Source organism: Streptomyces sp. NPDC006551, from assembly GCF_040611675.1.
In the GTDB taxonomy this organism is placed as follows: Bacteria; Actinomycetota; Actinomycetes; order Streptomycetales; family Streptomycetaceae; genus Streptomyces.
In genome coordinates, this window is the sequence record NZ_JBEXOT010000075.1 from 1 (window position 1) to 15,249 (window position 15,249).

Annotated in this window: 15 protein-coding genes; 9 read left to right on the forward strand and 6 right to left on the reverse strand. The window is 71.0% G+C overall.

Annotated elements, in window-relative coordinates; translation table 11 throughout:
- The 6 genes from ABZY12_RS33495 to ABZY12_RS33520 all read right to left on the reverse strand — a co-directional run.
- Window positions 1-595 (reverse strand): (Fe-S)-binding protein (locus ABZY12_RS33495; RefSeq protein WP_356897095.1); only part of this gene is annotated, 595 nt, incomplete at its 3' end.
- Window positions 596-678: 83 nt separating this feature from the next.
- The gene (locus ABZY12_RS33500) at window positions 679-2,127 is read right to left on the reverse strand and encodes a rhamnulokinase family protein (RefSeq protein WP_356897097.1); all 1,449 of its coding nucleotides are present in this window, start codon (window positions 2,125-2,127) and stop codon (window positions 679-681) included.
- On the reverse strand, window positions 2,124-4,169 hold the full coding sequence (locus ABZY12_RS33505) for a bifunctional aldolase/short-chain dehydrogenase (RefSeq protein WP_356897099.1): 2,046 nt from the start codon (window positions 4,167-4,169) through the stop codon (window positions 2,124-2,126). Before ABZY12_RS33505 ends, ABZY12_RS33500 begins: the two co-directional genes overlap by 4 nt.
- Window positions 4,170-4,336: 167 nt before the next feature.
- Complete coding sequence (gene rhaI, locus ABZY12_RS33510; RefSeq protein WP_356897101.1) at window positions 4,337-5,500, reverse strand: L-rhamnose isomerase; 1,164 nt, start codon at window positions 5,498-5,500, stop codon at window positions 4,337-4,339.
- 123 nt (window positions 5,501-5,623) lie between these two features.
- A complete protein-coding gene (locus ABZY12_RS33515) occupies window positions 5,624-9,997 on the reverse strand; it encodes a serine protease (protein ID WP_356897103.1) in 4,374 nt (1,457 codons plus the stop codon).
- A gap of 54 nt (window positions 9,998-10,051) precedes the next feature.
- Complete coding sequence (locus ABZY12_RS33520; RefSeq protein WP_356897105.1) at window positions 10,052-10,426, reverse strand: CU044_2847 family protein; 375 nt, start codon at window positions 10,424-10,426, stop codon at window positions 10,052-10,054.
- Window positions 10,427-10,726: 300 nt separating this feature from the next.
- Here ABZY12_RS33520 and ABZY12_RS33525 point away from each other — a divergent pair, with 300 nt between their 5' ends.
- The 9 genes from ABZY12_RS33525 (at window position 10,727) to ABZY12_RS33565 (ending at window position 15,165) form a co-directional block, all read left to right on the forward strand.
- Entirely contained in the window at window positions 10,727-11,026 is a 300-nt protein-coding gene (locus ABZY12_RS33525; protein ID WP_356897107.1) for a gas vesicle protein, read from the forward strand.
- A 73-nt stretch (window positions 11,027-11,099) separates the two neighbouring features.
- Window positions 11,100-11,537: a gas vesicle structural protein GvpA gene (locus ABZY12_RS33530; protein WP_356897109.1), complete on the forward strand. Its 438-nt coding sequence runs from the start codon at window positions 11,100-11,102 to the stop codon at window positions 11,535-11,537.
- A gap of 3 nt (window positions 11,538-11,540) precedes the next feature.
- The gene (locus ABZY12_RS33535; RefSeq protein ID WP_356897111.1) at window positions 11,541-12,254 is read left to right on the forward strand and encodes a GvpL/GvpF family gas vesicle protein; all 714 of its coding nucleotides are present in this window, start codon (window positions 11,541-11,543) and stop codon (window positions 12,252-12,254) included.
- 25 nt (window positions 12,255-12,279) lie between these two features.
- On the forward strand, window positions 12,280-12,537 hold the full coding sequence (locus tag ABZY12_RS33540) for a gas vesicle protein GvpG (protein WP_356897113.1): 258 nt from the start codon (window positions 12,280-12,282) through the stop codon (window positions 12,535-12,537).
- 126 nt (window positions 12,538-12,663) lie between these two features.
- Window positions 12,664-13,098 (forward strand): gas vesicle protein, encoded by a 435-nt coding sequence (locus ABZY12_RS33545; protein ID WP_356897123.1) that lies wholly within the window; start codon window positions 12,664-12,666, stop codon window positions 13,096-13,098.
- A complete protein-coding gene (locus ABZY12_RS33550) occupies window positions 13,095-14,039 on the forward strand; it encodes a GvpL/GvpF family gas vesicle protein (RefSeq protein WP_356897115.1) in 945 nt (314 codons plus the stop codon). Before ABZY12_RS33545 ends, ABZY12_RS33550 begins: the two co-directional genes overlap by 4 nt.
- Complete coding sequence (locus ABZY12_RS33555) at window positions 14,036-14,272, forward strand: gas vesicle protein (protein ID WP_356897117.1); 237 nt, start codon at window positions 14,036-14,038, stop codon at window positions 14,270-14,272. The genes ABZY12_RS33550 and ABZY12_RS33555 overlap by 4 nt, the downstream gene beginning before the upstream one ends.
- Entirely contained in the window at window positions 14,269-14,646 is a 378-nt protein-coding gene (locus ABZY12_RS33560; protein ID WP_356897119.1) for a gas vesicle protein K, read from the forward strand. The genes ABZY12_RS33555 and ABZY12_RS33560 overlap by 4 nt, the downstream gene beginning before the upstream one ends.
- 75 nt (window positions 14,647-14,721) lie before the next feature.
- Window positions 14,722-15,165 carry a hypothetical protein gene (locus ABZY12_RS33565; RefSeq protein WP_356897121.1) on the forward strand — a complete coding sequence of 148 codons (444 nt, stop codon included), beginning with the start codon at window positions 14,722-14,724 and terminating at the stop codon, window positions 15,163-15,165.
- Window positions 15,166-15,249 lie beyond the last annotated feature (84 nt).

A 15,249-nucleotide genomic window follows, 5' to 3' on the forward strand; every position in this document is an offset into this window, starting at 1 on the left:
TGTCCCGGCCCATCGCCGCCGACACCTCCGCGTTCTTCACCGCGAACGTCCCCCCGAAGCCACAGCACTCCTCCGCACCCGGCAACTCCACCAGCTCAAGGCCCTTGACCGCCTCCAGCAAACGCCTCGGCCGGTCACCGAGACCGAGGCCGCGCAGACCGTGACACGAGGGGTGGTACGTGACCCGGTGCGGAAAGTACGCACCCACATCCGTCACCCCCACCACATCCACCAGAAACTCCGTCAGCTCGTACGTCTTCGGAACGACGGGGGCGACCGCCCGGGCGAGTGCGTCCCCCCGGCCCTCCGCCCGCGCCCGCTCGCCCATGCGCGGGTACAGCTCGCGGACCATCGCCCCGCAGGAGCCGGACGGAGTGACGATCGCGTCGTAGCCGCCGAACACCTCGGCGAACCGCCGGGCGAGCGGCTCGGCCTGGCGCCGGTGGCCGGTGTTGTAGTGGGGCTGCCCGCAACAGGTCTGGCCCATCGGAAAGTCGACGTCGACGCCCAGCCGGGTCAGGAGTCTCACCACGGCGCGGCCCGTGTCCGGATAGAGCGTGTCGTTGACACAGGTGAGGAAGAGAGCGACACGCATCGCGGCTCCTTCGATTCCATCAGTAGGGCTCCGGGTGGGCACGGTGTCGGGGGCCGCGCCGACCCGGAGGTTCATGGCCGGGTCTACGCCTCGATCCGGCGGGCCGCCGCGTCCCAGGCGGCCCTGTCGCCCGACGGTTCGTACCGGCGTGACGGCTGCGTACGGGCGAGGAGTTCGCGCATCGCGGCGCGGTCCTCGACCAGTCCGTACGCACGTGCCTGGACCAGGACATTGCCCAGCGCCGCCGCCTCCACCGGGCCGGCGACGACGGGCAGCCCGCACGCGTCGGCGGTGAGCCGGCACAGGAGGGCGTTCCGGGCCGCGCCCCCCACCATGTACACCACGTCGACGGGGTGGTCGGCGAGCCGCTGCGCCTCGTCGATCGCCCGACGGTGGGCCAGCGCGAGCGAATCGAGGATGCAGCGCGTCGTCTCACCGCGCGTCGAGGGGACCGGTTGGCCGGTGCTCCGGCACGCCTCGGCGATCCGCTCGGGCATCCGGTCCGGCGCGAGGAAAGCGGTGTCGGACGCGTCCACCACCGACCGGAGACCGGGCGCCTCGGCGGCCTTCCGCAGCAGCCCGACGACATCGCTCTCGCCCCAGGCGCGCATGCACTCCTGAAGCAGCCACAGGCCCATGATGTTGCGCAGATAGCGGACCGTTCCGTCGACGCCCAACTCGTTGGTGAAATTCGCGGCCCTGCTCGCCTCCGTCAGCACGGGCGCCTCGAGTTCGAGCCCGGCCAGCGACCAGGTGCCCGTACAGATGTAGGCGTATCGCTCGCCCCTCCCGGCGGGCACGCCTGCCACGGCGGACGCCGTGTCGTGCGAACCCACCGCCGTGACCGGCACCGGGGCGCTCGCCCCGATGTACTCCCGTACGTGGGGCAGCAGCGTGCCCGCAGGGTCACCGGGGCGCCGCAGAGGCGCGAAGAGGCCGAGGTCGACACCCACCGCCTCCGCCACTCCCGGCGCCCAGCCGCCCGTGCGGGGATCGATCAGCTGGGTCGTCGAGGCGTTGGTCACCTCCGTTCCCTGCTCGCCCGTCAACCAGTACGTGATCAGGTCGGGGATCAGGAGCAGGCGCCGCGCTGCCGCGAGCTGAGCCGTGCCCTGGGCCGCCACCAGCTGGTACAGGGTGTTGAACGGGGCGTACTGGACACCCGTCTCGGCGTACAACCGCTCCGATGGGATCTTTTCCCACACCCTCTCCGCCACGCCCTCGGTGCGGGAGTCGCGGTAGTGGACGGGAGGTCCGAGCAGGTTTCCGTCGGCGTCGAGCAGGCCGTAGTCCACGGCCCAGCTGTCGACGCCGACGGAGTCGACCGGGCCGGCGGCTCGCAGCCCGTCCAGGATGCCGGAGTACAGGGCGAGGATGTCCCAGCGCAGCCCCTCGGGGAGGCGGCACGGACGGTTCGGGAACCGCTGGACCTCGGTCAGGTCCAGCAGGTCCCGTCCGACGCGGCCGACCATGACGCGCCCGCTGCTCGCGCCGAGGTCGACCGCGGCGAACGCCTTCGTCCGTCCGCTCATCGCAGGAAGGCGGCGGCGACTCCGGCGTCCACGGGGATGTGGAGGCCGGTGGTGTGGGTGAGGTCGCCCCCGGTGAGGGCGAAGACCGCGCCGGCCACATGCTCCGGCAGGACCTCCCGCTTGAGGAGGGTGCGCTGGGCGTAGAACTCGCCGAGCTTCTCCTCCTCGATGCCGTACGTCGCCGCCCGCTGGGCGCCCCAGCCGCCCGCGAAGATCCCCGAACCGCGCACCACCCCGTCGGGGTTGACCCCGTTGACCCGGATGCCGTGCTCGCCCAGTTCGGCGGCGAGCAGGCGGACCTGGTGGGCCTGGTCGGCCTTGGTGGCGGAGTAGGCGATGTTGTTGGGGCCGGCGAAGACGGCGTTCTTGGACGCGATGTACACGATGTCGCCGCCGAGGCCCTGCGCGATCATCACACGGGCGGCTTCCCGGGAGACGAGGAAGGAGCCGCGGGCCATGATGGCGTGCTGCACGTCCCAGTCGTTCGCCGTCGTCTCCAGCAGCGGCTTGGAGATCGAGACGCCCGCGTTGTTGACGACGAGATCGACCCCGCCGAAGGCGAGCACCGCGGTCTCGAACGCCTGGGTGATCTGCCGCTCGTCGGTGACGTCGACCGTCACCGGCACCGCCCTGTCCGGGCCTCCCAGGTCCTCGGCCACCGCCGCCGCGCTCTCGGCGTCCAGGTCGGCGACGACCACGCACGCGCCCTCCGCCGCCAGCCGGTGGGCGATCGCCCGGCCGATGCCGCTGCCCGCCCCCGTGACCAGGGCGACCCTGGTCGCCAGGGGCTTGGACTTCGGCAGGCGCCGCAGCTTGGCCTCCTCCAGCTCCCAGTACTCGATGCGGAACTTCTCCGACTCCTCGATGGGCGCGTACGAGGAGACGGCCTCGGCACCGCGCATGACGTTGATCGCGTTGACGTAGAACTCGCCCGCCACCCGCGCCGTCTGCTTGTCCTTGCCGAAGGAGAACATGCCCACGCCGGGGATCAGCACGATCGCAGGGTCGGCGCCGCGCATCGCGGGGGAGCCGGCGGTGGCGTGCCGGGCGTAGTACGCGGCGTACTCCTCCCGGTAGGCGGCGTGCAGCTCCTTCAGACGGCCGACCGCCTCCTCCGGCGGCGCCGTGGCCGGAAGGTCCAGGACCAAGGGCCGGACCTTCGTCCGCAGGAAGTGGTCGGGGCAGGAGGTGCCGAGCGCCGCCAGGCGAGGGTGCTCGGCACGGGCCAGGAAGTCCAGGACGACGTCGGCGTCGGTGAAGTGGCCGACCTGCGGCCGGTCCTGGGAGGCGAGGGCGCGGATGTGCGGGGCGAGGGCGGCGGCGCGTTCCCGGCGCGCCCGCTCCGGCAGCGCCTCGTACCCCTGGACGACCGGACCGAACGGCTCGGGCCCGCCCCGCTCGGCGAGGAACGCCTCGGCGGTGCGGATGATGTGCAGCGAGTTGGCCTCGCACTCCTCCGAGGTGTCACCCCAGGCGGTGATGCCGTGCCCACCGAGGACGCAGCCGATCGCCCGCGGATTCGCGGCCTTGACGGCGGCGATGTCGAGGCCGAGCTGGAAGCCGGGGCGGCGCCACGGCACCCACACCACGCGGTCGCCGAAGCACTCGGCGGTCAGCTTCTCGCCGTCCGCCGCGCAGGCCAGGGCGATGCCGGAGTCCGGGTGGAGATGGTCGACGTGGGCGGCCTCGACCAGGCCGTGCATCGCGGTGTCGATGGAGGGGGCCGCGCCGCCCTTCCCGTACAGACAGTGGTCGAACGCGGCGACCATCTCGTCCTCGCGCTCCGCCCCCGGATACACGTCCTTGAGCGCCCGCAGCCGGTCCGGCAGCAGGACCGCGAGCCCGTCCTCGGTCAGGGTGCCGAGATCGCCGCCCGAGCCCTTCACCCACATCAGCTCGACGTCCGTACCGGTCACGGGATCCGTGGTGGTTCCCTTCGCCGAGGTGTTGCCGCCGGCGTAGTTGGTGTTGCGGGGATCCGAGCCGAGACGGTGGGAGCGGGCCAGCAGGGCGGCCGGTGCGGGATGGAGTGCGGAAGACATGGATCGTCCTTCGAGACGTGACGAACGTGGAGAGTGAGGGGGGAGGCGCCTCCGGAGGAGGCTTCCAGCGACGGGGCGCGGGGAGGGGGCCTCTGGGTGAGGCGTTCCCGTGACGGGCGGCGGGGAGGGGCCCTCTGGGTGAGGCGTTCCCGTGACGGGGCGCTCGGTCAGGCGCCCCATCCCGCGGGCGCGCCGCCGACGCGCTCCTCCGTGACCTTCCGTGCCCAGCCCGAGCGGTGATAGGCGGCAACCGGATCCGGGGCGAGACCCAACTCCTCACGGACCTCGGCCAGCAGCGGGCGTACGTCGGTGTCGTACGCGTCCATCAGTACGGCGTTCGCGCCCAGTACGTCACCGGACCGCTGGGCGGCGGCGAGTGCCTGGCGGTCCACCAGGAGGGCCTTGGCGGTCGCCTCCTGCACGTTCATGACGGAGCGGATGATCGCGGGGATCTTGGCCTCGATGTTGTGGCACTGGTCGAGCATGAACGCGACCTCGGGGCCGAGGCCCTCGCCCCTGACCACCTCGTACATGATCCGGAACAGCTGGAAGGGGTCCGCGGCGCCGGCCATGAGGTCGTCGTCGGCGTAGAAGCGGGAGTTGAAGTCGAAGCCGCCGAGCTTCCCCTCGCGCAGCAGCGTGGCGACGATGAACTCGATGTTCGTGCCCGGCGCGTGATGCCCGGTGTCCACCACGACCCGGGCCTTGGGACCCAGCTTCAGGCAGTGGGCGTAGGCGGTTCCCCAGTCCGGGACGTCGGTGGTGTAGAAGGCGGGCTCGAAGAACTTGTACTCCAGCAGCATGCGCTGGCCCTCGCCGAGCCGGTCGTACACCTCGCGCAGGGCTTCGGACAGCCGGTCCTGTCGCTCACGGACGTCGTCCTGGCCGGGGTAGTTGGTGCCGTCCGCGAACCAGAGCTTCAGATCCCTGGAACCCGTCGCGTCCATGATGTCGACGCACGCGAGCAGGTGGTCCACGGCCTTGCGGCGCACCTTGGCGTCGGGGTGACACACGCTGCCGAGCCGGTAGTCGTCGTCCTGGAAGGTGTTCGAGTTGATGGTGCCCAGCCGCACGCCCCGCTCTTCCGCGTACGCGGCCAGAGCGGCGTAGTCGTCGACCTCGTCCCACGGGATGTGCAGGGCGACGGTGGGAGCCGCTCCGGTGAACTCGTGAACCTTCGCCGCGTCGTCGAGCTTCTCCCGCGGAGTGCGGGGGACGCCCGGCTGCGTGAACACCTTGAACCGCGTTCCGGAGTTGCCGTAGGCCCAGGAGGGCGTCTCGACGGCCTGGGCCTTGAGAGCGGCCTTCACGGCCTCGTGCACATCAGTCATGAGCCACCTCGGAAGCTGGGCCTGCTTGTGAATCGTTTCAGTAAAGCTAAGCCCCCGCTTCTTTCATGGTCAAGATGGCCGACCGAGTAAGCGTGAAAGGATTCATTCCCCGCTGGACGGGGCTCAGCCGGGGCAGATCCCGTGCGGAAGCCAGGTGGGAAGGCCCCGGCGTTCGTCCTCGGTCGGGCCGCGGCCGAGGGTCTCGCACAGCTGGTTCTTCCACAGCTCGGCATCGAGGCGGAGGAGGTTCATGCCGTTGTCGTCGGCGAGTCGCAACAGGGCCTTGCCGTCCTTGGAGGCCGCGAGGAACTCCTGCTCCTCCGTGAAGCTGTAGAAGTCTCCGCCGCTGGAATCGGTCAGGTTCTGGAAGCGGATGGAGCTCCCGTTGGCCAGGAAGAACTCCGCGCGGTCCCGCAGGAACCCCGCCTGGTACATGTCGTACGGGTGGAGGGGGCCGAGGGGGCCGAGCACCCGCTCCACGGGTCGTCCGGGCCGCACCGACCAGACCTCCGCCATGCCGCCCATGAGCTCCACGGCCGCGTACCGTCCGCTGTCGTCCAGGATGGCGCGATCGACCTCCGGGCCGAAGCGCAGCAGAAGTGCCTTGTTCTCCTTGCCCGTTCGCAGATCTATGGCGTGGATGACCGGGCTGCCCTCGACCATGAGCTGCGTGTGTCCCGGTTCGGGGTGTCTGGACACCGTGAACCGCGGCGGGTCCTGCTCGGTGAGCCCCAGATCGCGTACGTCGATCGTCTTGGACAACCGCCGGCCGGTCCGGGCGTTCCAGTGCTCGATCAGGCCGCCGGAGACCGTCAGCAGCTCGTCGTCCTCGACGAAGTAGAACTCCACGTCGTCCCGCGCCTTCCCGGCCCGGTCGACGGGGGGCGCGGCGGTCGTGACGTCCGTGACCTGGCGCAGGGACGGGACCGCCCAGACCCGGATCCTGTTCCGGCCGACGAGATCGGCCGCGAGTGTCTGGGCCCGGTTGACGCCGATGCTCGGGCCTGTCTCCTGCGGAGCCATCCAGGTGGTTCTCGACGGCCGCGGCACCTTCTTGAGGACCGTCGTCCTTCCGCGTACGTCCATGCGTGTGAGACCGAGGGCGTTCCCGCCCTCGCTCATACGCACCAGCATCTCGTTGCCCTCGCCCTCGCCCTTGCCCTTGCCCTCGCCCTCGCCGAGCAGCACCGGCGGGCTGTCGGCGACGACGGTTCCGGTGCTCAGCGGGCGTCCGGTCACGGCGGTCTCGTCCCAGGTGACCAGGACCGGCTCCCCAGGGGCTCCGACGAGGGTCAGGTCGTCGGCGTCGGGCAGCTCGCGGGGACCGGTCGCCTCTCGCACCGGCCCGCCCGGCCGCGTGTCGACGATCGTCCACTCGTTCAGCAATCCCCGTACGGCGAAGTGTTCGCCGGTGCCGTCGATGGCGATCGCGTGATCGCAGGGCCGGACGGTGGAGTCGGGCGTGTGGGTGGCGAGCGATCGACCGTCCGTCACACGGACCGCCCGGTACACGGCGCCCTGACCGCCTCGCCCCTTCCGGCAGAACGCCAGCACACCGCCGTCGCCCGACAGGGCCAGACGCGGCCGCGCCGACGTACTGACGCCGTTCGCCAGCTCACGCGTCCCGCCCGTGGTGATGTCGACGGCCATCACGGAGGAGTCCGCGTTCGTCCCGGGCCCGTATCGTGGCTGGGCCACGAGCGTGTTCTCGTCCGGGCCGAACCACACCTTCTCCAGAGCGGGCACGCCTGAGGGCAGCCCCCGCCCCTTCCTCGTCGCCAGCTCCCAGAGCCGGGCCCGCCCGCCCACCACCATGACCACCTCACCGGCGTCGGGCGAGAAGTCGGCGAGGCCGAGGCTCTGACCGAACGAGGCCACCGGGATGTCACCGAAGTCGCTGTGGTGGACGGTGCGCGGCGGGCCCAGGACGTCCTCGGCGTCACGACGCACGTCGTACCAGACGAGGGTGCCGCCCCGCCGCGCCGACAGGTAGGCGATCCTCCGCCCGTCCCTGCTGACCAGCGGGTAGCGGACCTGACCGTCGAGACGCAGATACTCGCGGTGGACCTTTCCGCCGGGCTTCCGGACGAACAGCACGGCGCCGCTCCGTCCGCTCACCGACCTTCCGATCTCGGTCGTCACGAGGGTCACCGCGCCGTCCGTACTCGTCGCCACGTCCCTCACGGGTGACTCGGTGCCGGTCAATGCCCAGGAGTCTTCCCTGAACCGGTCGTAACCGCGCAGCAGTGCGTTGCGGGCCTCCTGCGTCGGCGCGATGTCATGGGCCCCGATGGCGACCAGGGCGGCCAGCCCCGGATCCCGCTTCGTCAGCTCGTCCGAGAGGGAGGCCAGCGAGCGCGACCGTCCTTCCGCCTCCTGCCGCGCGTTGACCTGTGACTGGTGGACGAGGAAGGTGGCAAGCCCGGCGATCAGCGCGAGTACCAGGGCGGACGCGATCCACGCGGCACGTACGCGGTTCCGCCGCGTACGGTGACGCCGCCGCGCGCGTTCGAGGAAGTCCCGTTCCGCCGGGGTCAGCTCCGCCTCGCGGCCGCGCAGCCGGCTCCGCAGGGAGAGGAGTTGCAGCGAGCCGGGCAGGAGTTCCGGGGGCCTGTCCGCCTTCTGCCAGCGGTCCAGGTCGTGTGCGAGTTCGGCCCGGCCGGCCAGGAACTCCCCGTCGGCCCTCACCTGCCGCGCGAGCGTCGGCCAGGCGCTGATCAGCGCCTCGTGGGCGAGTTCGACGCTCTGCGATTCTCCCTCGGCACCGTGCAGGACGAGCAGCCGCCGCTCGGCGAGCGAGGTCGCGATCCGCCACCGCGTCTCGCCGGCTTCTTCTCGAGTGAGCATGCGGCGCAGCGGAGCCTCACTGCCGGGCAGCACCCGGACCAGGCCGGTGAGCAGCCGCAGCGCTTCCTGGTCGGTCTTGTCCCCGGCCCCGTCCTGGCCTGTGTGCTGCTTCTCGACGCACTCCCGCCATGCCTGCTCGGCATGGAGCCTGAGGGCGCCGGACACGCCCTCGTTCTCCTCGTACGTCGCGGTCCGCAGGCGGCCGGCCGTTCTGTGCTCCCACAGCTGGGCCAGGACGAATCCCAGCAGGGGCAGGATGCCCGGCTCGCCGCCCGCGTCGTCGAGGATGCGCCGCTCAAGGCCCGGGTCGTACTCCACGGCCGGGACGCGCGCGACCGGTTCCCTGATCACCTCGGCGAGCTGATCCCGGGACATCGGCGTGAGCGGGACCGTCACGCCCCTCTTCAACGCGGAGCCGAGGTGCGCGTGGTTCAGCGCCGCGTCCATGAAGTCGGCCCGCAGCGTGACCAGCACCCGTACCCCGTCCTGCCGGCGCTCGGGGAACAGCAGACCGGCGACCTCCTCGGTCACGGCCTCGGAGGAGTCCAGGAGCGCTTCGGCCTGGTCGAGTACGACGAGAACGCGGCCGGCCGACGCACCCAGGGCACGGTGGACGGTGTCCGCCAGCCCCAGCCTCGCGAGCCACTCCTCGACCTGGTCGGCGCTTTCCGCGCGCGGGGGGCCACACTGCCCCGACCTCACGGCCTCGAACAGTTCGGCGGCCAGCGCGGCCCGCACGGAGGTGAAGCGTACGGCGTCGATACGGAGGATCCGGTAACCGCTCTCCCGCATCCTCGGCGCCACACCGGCCAGCGCGAGCGACGACTTGCCGCACCCCGAGGGGCCGTACACCGTGACGGTGGGGTGATCGCCCCGAAGGGCGGTGACGACTCGGTCGATGTCGTCGTCCCGGCCGAAGAAGACATCCGCGTCGTCCTCCTGGAAGGTGGACAGGCCACGGAAGGGCGTCGCCGGGCTCACGGCCGGGGCGAGTTCGGGCACTTCCCTCAGGAGGGTTCTCATCCGCAGGACGAACGCCTGCTGGGCCTCGCGCACCGGCTGCGCCGCCACCATCATCCCGACGGCGGCACCCGACTCGTCGTCCCAGACCGGGCTGCCGCTGAAGCCGCCCTTGACGTACACGGCCTCGCCGTCGGACCGCGCGAGCTGGATCCAGCCCTGACGGGTGGGACCACGGAATCTGCCGCTCTGCCAGATGCCGTCCGGGTGGTCGTCGGTGAAGCCCACGGAGCGCGCGTCGTGGTCCCACACGCCGTGCGGCGGGTCGGTCATCGGAAGCGGACGGGCTCCGGGGATCCGGTCCCGTAACCGCAGGACGGCGATGTCCCCGGTCTGATCGGGCCTGATCGGTATCCATCGCTGGACCGTCGCGCTTCGGTCGCCCCCGTCGACGCCGTCGGCGTTCCCGGCCAGCGGCAGGTCGACCGTGACCTCGGTCCCCGCCTCGACCGGGTGCTCGCGGGGCCGGTCGAGAGCGTCCGACACCACATGGGCGCAGGTCAGCACGAGATCGGGAGCGATGAGGAAGCCCGCGCCGCCGATCGCTCCGTCCGGCCCCTTCACCCGGACGACCGCCGACACCAGCGCCGACTCGGCCTCCTCGGCGTCCCGCCCCCGAACCCCCGTCACTGTGACCTCCGTGTCACGTGCCCCCGCTTGTGCCTGACCGGCGACCTGGCCGGCTCAATTCCCCGGCGCGGTGTTTCCGGCGGCGTCCTTCGCGTCGCCCCTGTTCCAGGTCAGACTCACGGAGAAGTTGGCCGCCGTCGCCGTACTGGCGATCACCACGTCCGCCTCGGCCGACAGGGACACCCCGAACTCCAGGGTGATCTCGTCCGGCGCGTTCGCGAGTCCCTTGAACCGCTCCACGAAGCTGTCCGCCACAGGGCCTACGGTGTCCAGCATCTCTCCGAGCGACCGTCCGGCCCTCGCGATGGAGCGGCCTCCTCGACCCACGCGGACGAGCGTCTCGTCCACCTCCCGGATCTGGACACGCACGAACTCGTCACTGCCGTCACCGAGCGGGACTTCGACCGTGTGGACGGGGCGGTCGCTCATAACTGTCCTCCATCATTCGCGAGTTGGAGATCATATCGCCATCGGGGGGCCGCGTCCCTCGTCGGCCGGTAAGGCACGGTGCGCAGGACCCCTCGGTCATACGGCCGGCTGCTCGACGCCCTGTGAAAGCGGTTGCCGGAAGCGGGGTCCGGCGGGAGCGCGCGCGGCTCCTGCGCGGTCGCTCCGTCGAATTGCCATGAGGTACGCATACGTTCCGGACGCACGGGCACGCGAACGTCAGCCACAGACGGCGGACGGAGAGATTCTCCGCGCCGATCTTCCAGGCCTACAGGCGGGATCATGAACGCGACTGACGACGAACGTGACAAGAAATCCGGCGAGCGTATCGACATCTCCACCGCGATGAGACGGGCCTCCGCTCAGCTCTCGGAACTTCTCCGGTGCGAGCCGGGATCCGTCTCGGCGGTGAAATCCACCGAAGAAGGCTGGTCGGCGGATGTGGAAGTGGTCGAACTCGAAAAGGTCCCGGACACGATGAGCGTCATGGCGTCCTACCGCGTCGCTCTCGACCCCGAGGGCCGACTCGTCGGGTACGAACGGACGAGACGCTACGCCCGAGGCCAGATCGACCGCCGCTGACGGCGGACGGGGCGCAGGCTCCTCCCTCCGGGGGCGCCGGGCGCCGGCAGGCATCATCGGAAGGAGTTTCATCGTGACACTCGTCCAGCAGAGCAACGCGACGAGCGGCGGAAGCGGTTCCGGAAATCTCTACGATGTTCTGGAACTCATTCTCGACCGGGGTCTCGTGATCGACGCGTTCGTACGCGTCTCCCTCGTCGGGATCGAAATACTCAAGATCGACGTCCGAGTGGTCGTCGCCAGTGTGGACACCTATCTGCGGTTCGCCGAGGCGTGCAACCGGCTCGATCTGGAATCGGGCCGAAAGGCGCCGACCCAACTGACCGAGATCGTCGGCGACATGACCGAGAACGGCGCCAAAGGAAAGTCGAAGGGCGTACTGAGCGGGGCCGTCGAGGCATTCACGGACACCTTGCACGGCAAGCGCGAGGAACCCGAGGAAGAGCCACGGAAGCGGTCGGCGCGCAAGACCACCTCCAGCCGTTCGTCAGCCCAGGGAAGCGAGGAGTAGCGCATGTCCACTTACGTCTACGCCATCACCGGTGCCGACCACCCACTGCGGCTGGACGACCTCCATGGAGTGGGCGACCCCCCGGCGCCCCTGCGGACCGTCACGACCGGCACCGTGGCCGCGGTCGTCAGCGACGCGCCCTCCGGCCTGCGGGCCAAGCGCCGTGACGTACTGGCCCACGAGAACGTCCTCGAGGCCCTGATGTCGGACGGCGCGACGCTGCCGATGCGCTTCGGACTGCTCGGCCCGGACGACGAACGGGTGGCCGAGGTACTGGACCGGGAGGCTCCGGCCTACCGCGAGCGGCTGGCCGAACTGGACGGGCATGTCGAGTACAACCTCAAGGCCGCCCGGGACGAGCAGGACATGCTGCGCGAGATCCTGACGCAGTCCGAGCAGGTACGGCAGCTCAACGAGCGCACCCGCTCGGACCCGTCGGCCCACGAGGAACGGGTCGCACTGGGGGAGCTGGTCGCCCACGAGGTGGCCGCCCGCGGCGGCGGCCAGGCCGAGGAGACGATGCAGCGCCTCGTCCCGGCCGCGGCCCGCGCCTCCCGCAGCGAACCCGGAACGAGCCACTTCCTCAACGTGTCGTTCCTCGTCCCGGCCGGGTCGACGGACGCCTTCGTACGCGCCGTGCAGGAAGAGGCCGACCGGCTGGGTGATGCGTACACCTTCACCCTGACCGGGCCGCTTCCCCCGTACAGCTTCGTGTGACCGCCCCGGGAGGGAGGTGACGGCCATGGGACTCATCACCGGCGTGCTGACCTTCCCGATGGCGCCCGTACGCGGCACGGCCTGGGTTCTCGACCAGGTGCTGCTCGCCGCGGAGCGGGAGTACTACGACCCGGAGCCGGTGCGCGCACAGCTGGCGCGGCTCGCGGACGACCTGGCGAACGACCGGATCGACGCCGAGGAGTTCGACCGGCGTGAGGACGAGCTGCTGGACCGGCTCGACGAGATCGAGGAGTACCGCCGGCGACGGGAGAACAGCTCATGACCGTACCGAGTGACGGTCGGCCGTAGGACGTCCGCCGTACCGGAGCCGTACCGCGGCCGTCGGAAGCCGGCCGCGAACCAGCACACAGACAGGGACCAAACCGTGTCCGATTCACTGGCAGGCCGTATGCCCGCCCCACCGCGCGCCGCGCCGGTCCACGGCCAGCAGGGCTCGTCCGCCAACCTCGCGGACATCCTGGAGCGCGTGCTCGACAAGGGCATCGTCATCGCCGGCGACATCCAGATCAATCTCCTCGACATCGAACTCCTGACGATCAAGCTCCGGCTGCTGGTCGCCTCGGTCGACAAGGCGAAGGAGATGGGCATCGACTGGTGGGAGCACGACCCCTCGCTCTCCTCACGGGCACGCCCCGTCCCTCCGGTCGAGGGCCGGCACGAGCCGGCGCTCGACCGGAGGGACCCCCTGGCCGAGGAGAACGAGCGCCTGCGCGAGGAGCTCGCCCGGCTGCGCTCGGGGGTCGGCTCCGCGGGTGCCGGTGCGGGATCCGGTGCCGGTCCCGATGTCGATGCCGGTGTCGTACGGGAGGAGGACGAGAGGTGAGCACACGAGAGCGGACCCGGGAGGCGGCTGCCTCCGCCGCGAACGCCTCGGACGCCGTGCGCGGTGCGGGCGCTTCGGACGGCTCGGAGGCGACGCTGACGTACGTGTACGCCGTCGGCCGCGACGACGGCGCGCTCCGGGGCGCCGTCGGCCGCCTGACCGGAGTGGACGGCCACGAGCTGCGGCTGATCGGTGGCGACGGCCACGGTGACGGTGACGGTGGTGGCGGTGGCGGCGGTGACGGCGGCGGGCTCGTGGCACTCGTCTCGCCCGTACCGGCCGATGTGTTCGGCGAGAGCGCGCTGCGTGCTCGGATGGAGGACCTGGGAAGACTCGAGGAGCTCGCCCGCGCCCATCACGCCGTGATCGACGCCGCGTTCGCCGAGACGGTCGTGCTTCCCCTCCGCCTGGCGACGGTCTACCTGGACGAACGCCGGGTGGTCGCCATGCTGACCGAGCAGCGGCTTCCCTTCGAGCAACTCCTCGCGGAGCTCGACGGACATGTCGAGCTGGGAGTGAAGGTCTACGCGGACCCGGCCTCCGCCACCCGGCACGCGGCCGCCTCGCCGCCGGAGTCGCCGGCCGCCCCGGCGAGTCCCGGCCGGGCGTATCTGGCTCAGCGGCGGGCCCAGCGGCTCGGCACCCAGGACCTCTACCGCGCCGCCGGGGACATCGCGGCCGAGGCGAGGAGGGCGGCGGAAGCGCTCTCCCGGGCCAGGGCGGTGCACCGCCCCCAGCAGGGGGAGCTTTCCCGGCAACGCGGGGAGAACCTCAGCAACGAGGCGTACCTGGTGCCCGCGGAGGAGGTGGACCGGTTCCGGGAGCGCGTCGGTGCCCTGGCCCTGCGCGCGCCGGGCGTCCACGTCGAGGTGACCGGCCCCTGGGCTCCGTACTCCTTCGCCACACCTGAGATGGGCGGGGACGAGGGCGCGCCGCGATGAGCGCACCGTTTCCGGGCGACGGCTTCCCGGACAGGGAACCTCTCGCCGGGCCGCCGGTGGCCCTCATCGACCTGCTGGACCGCCTCCTGAACGGGGGAGCGGTACTGACCGGGGACCTGGTCCTGTCCGTCGCCGACGTGGACCTGGTCCATGTCAACCTCCGGGCGGTCATCCGTTCGGTCACCGGTGACGAACCGGCTCCCGAACTCTTCTCAAGGAGGTCCCCAGAGTGAAGCGAACACCCGAGACCGTGGACACGGTCCCGACGGCGAAGAAGGCGGTCCCCACGGCCCGACGGCTGGCCACGGACCCGGACACGGTGGAGCGGGACCTCATCAAACTCGTCCTCACCATCGTCGAGTTGCTCCGCCAGCTGATGGAACGCACCGCCGTCCACCGGGTCGACCAGGGAGACCTCAGCGAGGACCAGGAAGAACGCATCGGCATGACGCTGATGATCCTGCACGAACGAATGGAAGAGCTGTGCGAGAGATACGGCCTTTCGATGGACGATCTCAATCTCGATCTGGGGCCGCTGGGGTCATTGCTACCCCGTGACTCGATCGGCCGTGACGGAATCCTCTCCGTGACGGAGTCTTCTCCGTGACGGAATCTTCTCGGTAACGAAAACCGGCGCAACGCCCCCCGTTTCATCAGTGGTTGAACGGCAAGGAGGAAACTCATGACTGCAGAGAGCGACAACGCCAGGAATTCCCGCACCACGCAGGCCAACAACACGCAGACCAAGAAGACGACGGCCAAGAAGACGACGGCCAAGCGGGCGGAGACGAAGGCGTCGAACGCCACGGCCACTGTCGAGTCGGCGGCACGTGATGCCGAGAAGACCGCGTCGGCGAGTGCGCGGTCCGCCGGCGAGGCCACCAAGCGCGTCGGCCGTGCGGCGGCCAGCGGCCTCCAGAGCGGGCAGCAGACCCTGACGGCCAACGCCGCCAAGGCGGCGACCGCGGCCACCACGGCGTGGACGGTCGTCAAGCAGCGGAAGGCGATCGCGGCCGGAGCCGCGGCGGGGGTCGCCGGAGTCGCCGGCGCGGCCTTCGCCATCGGCCGCTCCACCGCCAAGCCGCCGGTCGGACCGCTGACCCGGCTCGCGCGCGGCCGGATCTGAGCGCGAACAGCGTCACGACTCCCGGTCGGCGGCCGCCGACACGCGCACTCTCCGGTCCGCCCCGTCATGACGGGGGGGACCGGA